The following is a 7,954-nucleotide window of genomic DNA, read 5'->3' on the forward strand; positions in this document are numbered from 1 at the left end:
AATTACACTCCTGAAGTAATCGTTACCTGAATTTCCGCTCCCTGGGGTAAGCCTTCACAATCCCGACTGATGCAGAAATAGCCGTCGGTCCCTGCCAGAGTGGTGATAAGGCCGGATTTTCCCCGAATGGGTTGGGCATAAAGCTCGCCGCCTGTTCCTGTCAGCCGGCAGCAGTGATACTGGGCTCTGCCATGGTTGGCACTGATGCTCTCTGTAACCCTGGCAGTAACGGTATAGACAGTCATGTCCCGATCCATCAGCCGTCCCAGCAGGGGCTGTACAAAAAGTTTTGTGATAAAGTAGGCAGCCACCGGATGCCCGGGCAGACCCACAATAGGCTTTTTCCCGGCTTTTCCCAGAATGGTTGGTTTTCCGGGCTTAATGGCAATGCCGTGAAGCAGAAGCTGGCCTGCGGATTCAATGATGCGGCAGGCGGCATCCTTCACTCCGACACTGCTGCCTCCGGACAGCAGCACGGCATCACATTCCGCAATGGCCTGATTGACCTTTTGAGAAAGCAGTGCCTCATCATCCACCACAATCCCATAGTTGACAACATGGCACCCAAATGTGGAGAGCATTGCCTCCAGCATGGGACTGTTCACGTCCCGCACCTGTCCGGGGCCGGGCTGCGCCTCCGGAGGAACCAGCTCGTCACCGGTAGAAATGACGCCCACGGTCACTTTTTTCACCACCGGCACCTGCACCCGGCCAATGGCAGCCAGCGCACCAATGTCGGCAGAAGACAGGGAGCGGCCTTTGTGCAGAATCACCTTTCCGGGATACACATCATCCCCCCGGAAAATCAGATTCATGCCCGGCGCCGCAGGTTTGGCAACACCGATGGTGCCGTCGCCGTAGTCCTCCGTATATTCCACCATCACCACACCGTCAGTACCCCTGGGCACTGCGCCGCCGGTGGGAACGGCTACACATTCCCCCTCATTCAGCAGATAGTCGGCGCCTTCGCCCATCAGCACCGTGGCCTGCAGGGGCAGGATCGCCGGGATGGCATCGCTGCAGCCAAAGGTGTCACTGGCGCGAACCGCAAAGCCATCCACTGTGGAGCGGTCAAAATCCGGCACATATTCCCGCGCCACAATATCCTCCGCCAGAACTCTGCCCACAGCCTCAGACAGTGCTACAAATTCTGCCTGTTCAAGCGGGAAAAACTCCGATTCTATCAGCGCAAGAACTTCTTCCGGCGTTTTTACATACAGCATACTAGACCTCCATAATGATCTTACCCAGGTCCCGGTAGTCATTGCCGGAGAAGTGGGTCACCTCCCTGCGGAACACAGGTGAGGACAAGATTGCAAGCATTTTGACTACAGCCGGATTTTCCAGCGATTCCTTCTGCAAAACAAGATCGAACCGTTCCTCCAGCAGTGGGATGAAGTCAAGCCCCTCCAGCTGATGCGTTATCCGCTCCGTGCCAATGGCAAGATCCGCATCCCCTGCGGCAATGGCAGATGCCATCGTAAGGTGAGAACTCATAATCTTGTCGTAGCCCTTTAGCTGTCCGGAGGGGATTTCCAGTTTTTTTAGCTGGGTATCCAGCAGGATCCTGGATGAGGAACCAACCCGGCGGTTGAGGATGGAGATGTCAGCCCGGCGCAGATCCTCCCACCCAGTTATGTGCTTGGGATTGCTTTTGCGAACATAAAAGCCCTGGGTGCGGTAAGACAGGTTCACCAGCACTGCGGACACCCCGGGCATCAGGCTTCGCACAAAGGAGGCATTGCACTCTTTTCCATCATACAGATGGCAGGCCGCAGCGTCCACCTTTCCCTGATACAGTGCCAGCAGACCTTCAAAGCTAGACAGATATGTACGACCGGCGTTGATATCCTCCTGATGAAGATAATTTGCCAAAATGTCCAGCACAACATCCTGCCCGGAGATGATCATCTCCGGTGCCTTTTTCTCAGCAGGTGTCAGCAACGTGGAGTGGGTATCGATGCGCTGCACCGGGGCAGTGGAATGCTCATGCCGGGAGCGGGCAATATAGGCATCCACATCCTCCTGCGTAAAACGAACCTTTCGCCCGATTTTATAGGAATGGATTTCTCCCTTGCGAATCAGGTCGTAAATGGTGGACTTGCTGACATGGAGAATGTCTGCAACCTCCTGGGTAGACAGGGACTGATTCTGCGCCATACTGCCGCCTCCTTGCAATCGTTTTCTATTGATTATACTTCATATTTCCAAATTGCACAATCGCTTGGCGCAATATTTCAAGTATTTTGTGCGATTTCACGTCATTTTGTACGTCATCTCGTCGAAGTACTAAAATCTCTTCGCATAAAATGATACAGTTTCATGCGGTTTCACACAAAAATGCACATCCGCTCTTGATACCCCTGTTATTTCCACTATAATAAATATATACAAATTATAAGCTCAATTTCAAATTTTTATGGAGGTATTGCATATGACTGGCGCATACTACGAAAAAATTGCCCGCATCAATCTGACCACCGGCAAGATCAAAGTGGAACCTCTGGATCTGGAACTTGCCCACAAGTTCATTGGCGGCCGTGGTCTTGGCACCAAGATGCTCTATGACGAGGGCATTGCCACCGTCGATCCCTTGTCCCCGGAAAACAAGCTGATCTACATCACCGGTCCTATGACCGGCGCTGCCGCCCCTTCCACAGGCCGCTACATGGTCTGCACAAAGTCCCCCCTTACCGGCATGATTGCCTGCTCCAACTCCGGCGGTATCTGGGGTGCCAAGCTGAAGTACGCCGGTTGGGATGCCATCATTGTGGAAGGTGAAGCTCCCGACTGGACCTACATCAACATTGACGACGATAAGATTGAGCTGCTGGATGCCCGGGAATATGTAGGTGTCATGAGCGAAGCCATTGACGAGCAGCTCAAGGCAAAGCACGGTGCTGACGTTTCCGTTCTGAACATCGGCCCCGCCGGTGAGAAGAAGGTGCTGCTTGCCGCCATTATGAACGATAAGGACCGTGCCGCCGGTCGTTCCGGTGTCGGTGCTGTCATGGGCAGCAAGAAGCTGAAAGCCATCGTGGTCAAGGCAACCCGCAAAAAACTGGACAACATTGCAGACCTGGATGCCCTGAAGGTGGCAGCCAAAAACGCTATGGATGTTCTGAAGGCCAACCCCGTTACCGGTTCCGGCCTGCGGCAACTGGGTACCGCTGTTCTCGTGAACATTGTCAACAACATCGGTGCTTTCCCCACCAAGAACTGGCAGGAAAGCTATTACGACAAGGGTGACGATATCTCCGGCGAAACTCTGGCTGAGAAATACCTGGTCAAGCCCGGTGCCTGCCATCGCTGCCCCATCGCTTGCGGCCGCGTGGTCAATGTCAATGGCAAGGTCGTCGGCGGTCCTGAATACGAGCCCCTGTGGGCCTATGGCGGCAACTGCGGCAACAATGATCTGAACGTCATCGATGAGTGCAATATGCTCTGCAACGAGTATGGTCTGGATGCTATTTCCGTCCCCTGCACCATCGCCGCTGCCATGGAGCTGTACCAGAGAGGCTACATCAAGGAGGAAGAGTGCGCCGATGTACCTCTGGAATGGGGTTCCACCAGGGCATTGGTGGAGTGGACCAAGCGTATGGGCAATCCTGAAACCGAGCTTGACTGGCTGATGAGCTCCGGCTCCGCCCGCCTGTGTGAGCACTATGGCCATCCCGAATACTCCATGAGCGTTAAGAAGCAGGAAATGCCCGCTTACGACGCCCGTGCCATTCAGGGCATCGGCATTACCTACGCCACCTCTAACCGTGGCGGCTGCCATGTCCGTGGCTACATGATCTCTCCCGAAGTTCTGGGTCTGCCCCAGCAGCTGGATCGTACCGTTACCAACGAAAAGGCAGCTTGGGCCAAGACCTTCCAGGATCTGACAGCTGTCATCGACTCCATGGGTCACTGTCTGTTTACCTCCTTCGCCATGGGCGCCAAGGAGTACACCGACCTGCTGAACGCCGCCACCGGCACCAACTGGACCATCGAACAGGTTCTGGAGATTGGCGACCGTATCTACAACATCGAGAGAATGTTCAACAAGGCTGCCGGTATGAAGCCTGAGGACGATCGTCTGCCCAAGCGGCTGCTGGAAGAGCCCGTTGTAAACGGCCCATCCACCGGTATGACCTCCAAGCTGCCTCTGACTCTGCCCGAATACTACGAAGCTCGTGGCTGGGTCAACGCATTCCCCACCGATGAAACCCTGAAGAAACTGGGTCTGGACGAGTGTGTTGGCAAATGATACTATATAATTAATGGGGAGGGGCAAGTCCCCTCCCCGATTTCTTTTGCAAAGGAGAATTTTCATGATTGAAGTTCGCGTTTTTGCAACCTTGCGCCAAGGCAGGGATAAAGTCACGCTGCTATCGCCGGAGGGTATCGCCTGTGCTGGAGATATTCTTGACCGGATGAACATTCCCCAAGAAGAAGTGTCTATTCTGCTCATCAACGGTTTTCATCACAAGCTGGAATCGGAAGTGAAGGACGGGGACATCGTGGCTCTGTTTCCCCCGGTGGGAGGTGGCTGAACGATGGATTCCAGATATGCGCGCAATGTCCCCGCCCTGAGCGAAGCGGAATGCGAGCTGCTTCGGCGCAAACGTGTTCTGGTGGTTGGCTGCGGCGGTCTGGGCGGGCATCTCATCGATATGCTTGCCCGCATTGGCATAGGCTCTCTGCGGGTGGTGGACGGTGATGCATTTGAGCCCTCCAATCTGAACCGTCAGCTGTTGTCCGAAGTTTCCTTGCTGGGCGTTGGGAAAGCACAGACCGCCGCGGAAAGAGTCCGGCGTGTGAATCCCGATGTTGCGGTTCATGCCGTGGGGGAATTTCTTACGGAAGAAAACGCAGCCGCCCTTCTTACAGACTGTGATGCGGTTCTGGACGGTCTGGACAATATCCAGTCACGGCAAATCCTCGCGAATGCCTGTGAACGTGCTGGAATTCCCCTGATCTACGGTGCCGTCAACGGCTGGGTCGCCCAGGCCGCAATCTCCTGCCCCGGCGATCATTTGATAGACTTACTGTACCCCGACGGGGCTGCACTCAAAAATAAGAGCGTTCTGAGCTTCACTCCCGCCCTGTGCGCCTCTATGCAGGTTTCCCTGTGCGTAAAGTTTCTCACCGACCGCCCCGTCAGAACCGGAACACTGTATTTTTTTGACTTACTGAATCAGGAATTCGAGGTCATCCCCATGACATAAGCGCCAGACAGAACACTGCTTCCAGGATTCTATGGTTGGTTGCAGCGTTCATCTAACACTTCTGCATACGGATATCTCTGTAACGTACTGATTGGAAAATAGAACGACAGAGTGTTATGAAACCCACCTCTCCCTTTTTTCCTCTCCGGCTTTCTCCCTATACAAAGAAAAGTGTCCATTTTCTATCAGGCGGTTTTATCCTCAAAAAAAGCACCGAAACATGACAATAAAGAAGCCCAGTACCACTTTAATGGCGTGGTGCTGGGCTTTTTCTGATTACAGCGATTTTCAGCGGGTGAAGCAATGTGCTGTTTTTACTACGCCCGATTTTAGCACGGCGTTTTTACTGCCTCATAGTCAATTCACTCAGCAATTAAACCAAAGTGCCGCAGCGCATCTTTGATCGCCTCGACCTTCTCAGGCGGGCAGGAATGATACTCATGTTTTCTCTGCTCCACTGCGTTCGGCGCTTTGTGCATATCCAGTCCGACCATACGCTTGACCTCGCCGGTTTCCACTTCCATTCTGACCTCAACCGTCAGTGGATTTGTTTCCCGTGACAAGAGGACCACCGTCTCTACATTGGCTGACCACGGGAACATATCCACGCAGCAAGCTTTCACCAAATGGTAACCACTCTCCTGCAGCATCTCCAGATCTCTTGCCAGACTGGTAGGTTTGCAGGAGATGTAGACCATACGCTCCACACCATAATTGATAATCTTTCTCAGTGCTTTTGGGTTGATGCCATCTCGCGGCGGGTCCAGCACGATAAAATCCGGACGTTCTTCGATGGTATCCAGCATCTTCAGCACATCACCTGCCAGGAACTCACAGTTGGTAAGCCCATTAAGCTTTGCATTTTCTCCTGCTGCCTTTACTGCCTCTTCCACAATCTCCACACCGATTACTTTCTTCGCCACCGGAGCAAGAATCTGAGCAATCGTACCAGTTCCGCTATAGAGATCGAAAATCACCTGGTCCTTCGTCTCGCCCACATAGGATCTGGCTGTGTCATAGAGTACTTCTGCACCCAGAGAATTAGTCTGGAAAAAGGAGAAAGTAGAAATGCGGAATTTCAGCCCTAACAGTTCCTCGTAAAAATAATCCTGTCCATAGAGGATGTCTGTCCGATCACTCTGTACCACATCTGCCAGACTGTCATTGACCGTATGAAGAATTCCTGCAAATTTTCCTTTCAGCGGAAGTGCCAGCAGGCGCCCTTTCCATTCATTCAGATCTGGCTCCATCTGGGAAGTCGTCACCAGAGACAGAAGTATTTCTCCGGTCTTCACGGCTTTTCTTACCAGCAGATGACGGAGATATCCCTGATGGGACAGTTTATGGTAGAACGGAATCTCTTTTTCCGTAAAATAAGCAAGAGTCTCTTTTAACACTGCCCTGAAATCTTCATCTGCAATGCGGCAGCCATCTACCGTCACAATGTCATAAAAACTGCCTCTTTTGTGCATACCGAGAGCCAGTGGTCCGTCTTTTACTTCATCTCCGAAAGAGAACTCCATCTTGTTCCGGTAATCGTAATGACTGGGACTTTCCTTGATCCCCTCAAACTCATATTCATAGCCAAAGGGCGCCACTGCCTGATCCAGTAGTTCCTTTACCTGATTTTTCTTCAGATCCAGCTGTGCCTCATAGGGCAAATTCTGATAAGTACATCCGCCACAGTCTGCAAAATGAGGGCATACCGGCTCGCACTCCAGAGAAGATTTTTCCAAGATCTCCAGAATCCGGCCTTCTGCCTTTCCACTTCTTACTTTATTTACAGAGAATCGTACCTTCTGACCTGGCACTCCATTTTTCACCACAACTGTTTTTCCATCCACCTGAATATGACATTTATTCGGAAACGCTATTTTTTCAATGGTTCCTTCGTAAATCTGTCCTTTTTTCATCTTTGCATTCCTTTCTTTCTTACTCTTTAAGGAACTATTCAGACCACATTCGCAAAATCGCTGCTAACACAGCTTTACTTTTGCTCATGTGGTTACTTCGCCATATAAAATTGCTATTCTGCTTAAATGCAAGCATTCGCAGAAAGCAATTTTGCATGGCTCTGAATAGTTCCACAAAATAAGCCCCTTCCACCCAACCACTGCACGCACCTAAACGTGCTAATCGGACAGAAGGAGCTTATCTGTACATCACTTATAAGTCATGCCGAATTCTTACTCTTCCGTATCGTCTCCGTCTTCTTCCTCTTCGTCGTCCTCATCATCAAAGTAATCATCGTCAAAATCGTCGTCGAAGTCCTCATCAAAATCTTCCAGATAATCCGGTGTAAAGAAACGGTATACTGCATAAGCAATACCCGCCACTGCAAGTACGGCAGCAATGGTAATTCCTACCCACATCAAAATGTTGCTTTTCTTCTCTTCTTCCTTCTTAATGTGAAGCAGTTCCCCCAACAGTTCATTCGTTTTTGCTGAATTAATTAAATCCTCTACACGGTTCATGGCGGATCCCTCTTTTCTTCTTAATTATTATCCAGTATATCATATTTTTGTATCATTTGCAATTTTCACTTATGATATGCATTACACTTTTTTCAGTTTCGCGAAAGATGCAAACATTCGTTTGACACCATAATTGTCAAACTCTACTTTTACCTCAAAATCTCTGCCGCCATCAGCAATTTCCAGCACCGTTCCCTGTCCGAATTTGATATGGGATACCCGGTCACCCACCGTATAATCCAGGCTGTCTGCCTTCACAACCTTAAA

The 7,954-nt window shown here is 51.3% G+C and carries 8 protein-coding genes; 3 read left to right on the forward strand and 5 right to left on the reverse strand.

From position 1 onward, the window contains the following. Window positions 1-2 precede the first annotated feature (2 nt). Complete coding sequence (locus ACZMB2_RS09425) at window positions 3-1,223, reverse strand: molybdopterin molybdotransferase MoeA (RefSeq protein WP_487596548.1); 1,221 nt, start codon at window positions 1,221-1,223, stop codon at window positions 3-5. Between the two features lies 1 nt (window position 1,224). After that, entirely contained in the window at window positions 1,225-2,160 is a 936-nt protein-coding gene (locus tag ACZMB2_RS09430; RefSeq protein ID WP_487596549.1) for a helix-turn-helix transcriptional regulator, read from the reverse strand. 274 nt (window positions 2,161-2,434) lie between these two features. On the opposite strand from ACZMB2_RS09430, the gene ACZMB2_RS09435 reads away from it, so the two are divergent. From ACZMB2_RS09435 to ACZMB2_RS09445, 3 genes are all read left to right on the forward strand, one after another. Further along, window positions 2,435-4,252 (forward strand): aldehyde ferredoxin oxidoreductase family protein, encoded by a 1,818-nt coding sequence (locus ACZMB2_RS09435; RefSeq protein ID WP_487596550.1) that lies wholly within the window; start codon window positions 2,435-2,437, stop codon window positions 4,250-4,252. A 64-nt stretch (window positions 4,253-4,316) separates the two neighbouring features. Next, window positions 4,317-4,538 carry a MoaD/ThiS family protein gene (locus ACZMB2_RS09440; RefSeq protein WP_487596551.1) on the forward strand — a complete coding sequence of 74 codons (222 nt, stop codon included), beginning with the start codon at window positions 4,317-4,319 and terminating at the stop codon, window positions 4,536-4,538. A gap of 3 nt (window positions 4,539-4,541) precedes the next feature. Beyond that, a complete protein-coding gene (locus ACZMB2_RS09445; protein WP_487596552.1) occupies window positions 4,542-5,213 on the forward strand; it encodes a HesA/MoeB/ThiF family protein in 672 nt (223 codons plus the stop codon). 362 nt (window positions 5,214-5,575) lie between these two features. On the opposite strand, the gene rlmD is transcribed toward ACZMB2_RS09445, so the two are convergent. From rlmD to ACZMB2_RS09460, 3 genes are all read right to left on the reverse strand, one after another. Further along, window positions 5,576-7,126, reverse strand: coding sequence for a 23S rRNA (uracil(1939)-C(5))-methyltransferase RlmD (gene rlmD, locus ACZMB2_RS09450; protein ID WP_487596553.1), 1,551 nt, complete (start codon window positions 7,124-7,126; stop codon window positions 5,576-5,578). Window positions 7,127-7,399: 273 nt separating this feature from the next. Next, on the reverse strand, window positions 7,400-7,687 hold the full coding sequence (locus ACZMB2_RS09455) for a DUF4366 domain-containing protein (protein WP_487596554.1): 288 nt from the start codon (window positions 7,685-7,687) through the stop codon (window positions 7,400-7,402). An 81-nt stretch (window positions 7,688-7,768) separates the two neighbouring features. Next, window positions 7,769-7,954, reverse strand: a 186-nt coding sequence (locus ACZMB2_RS09460) for a hypothetical protein (protein WP_487596555.1), incomplete at its 5' end; no start/stop codon positions are given.

It is taken from the genome of Hominiventricola sp. (genome assembly GCF_057604405.1).

Coding starts and splice junctions, on each gene's coding strand:
- ACZMB2_RS09425 (WP_487596548.1), bottom strand. CDS start 1,223: ATGCTGTATGTAAAAACGCCGGAAGAAGTTCTTGCGCTGATAGAATCG.
- ACZMB2_RS09430 (WP_487596549.1), bottom strand. CDS start 2,160: ATGGCGCAGAATCAGTCCCTGTCTACCCAGGAGGTTGCAGACATTCTC.
- ACZMB2_RS09435 (WP_487596550.1), top strand. CDS start 2,435: ATGACTGGCGCATACTACGAAAAAATTGCCCGCATCAATCTGACCACC.
- ACZMB2_RS09440 (WP_487596551.1), top strand. CDS start 4,317: ATGATTGAAGTTCGCGTTTTTGCAACCTTGCGCCAAGGCAGGGATAAA.
- ACZMB2_RS09445 (WP_487596552.1), top strand. CDS start 4,542: ATGGATTCCAGATATGCGCGCAATGTCCCCGCCCTGAGCGAAGCGGAA.
- rlmD (WP_487596553.1), bottom strand. CDS start 7,126: ATGAAAAAAGGACAGATTTACGAAGGAACCATTGAAAAAATAGCGTTT.
- ACZMB2_RS09455 (WP_487596554.1), bottom strand. CDS start 7,687: ATGAACCGTGTAGAGGATTTAATTAATTCAGCAAAAACGAATGAACTG.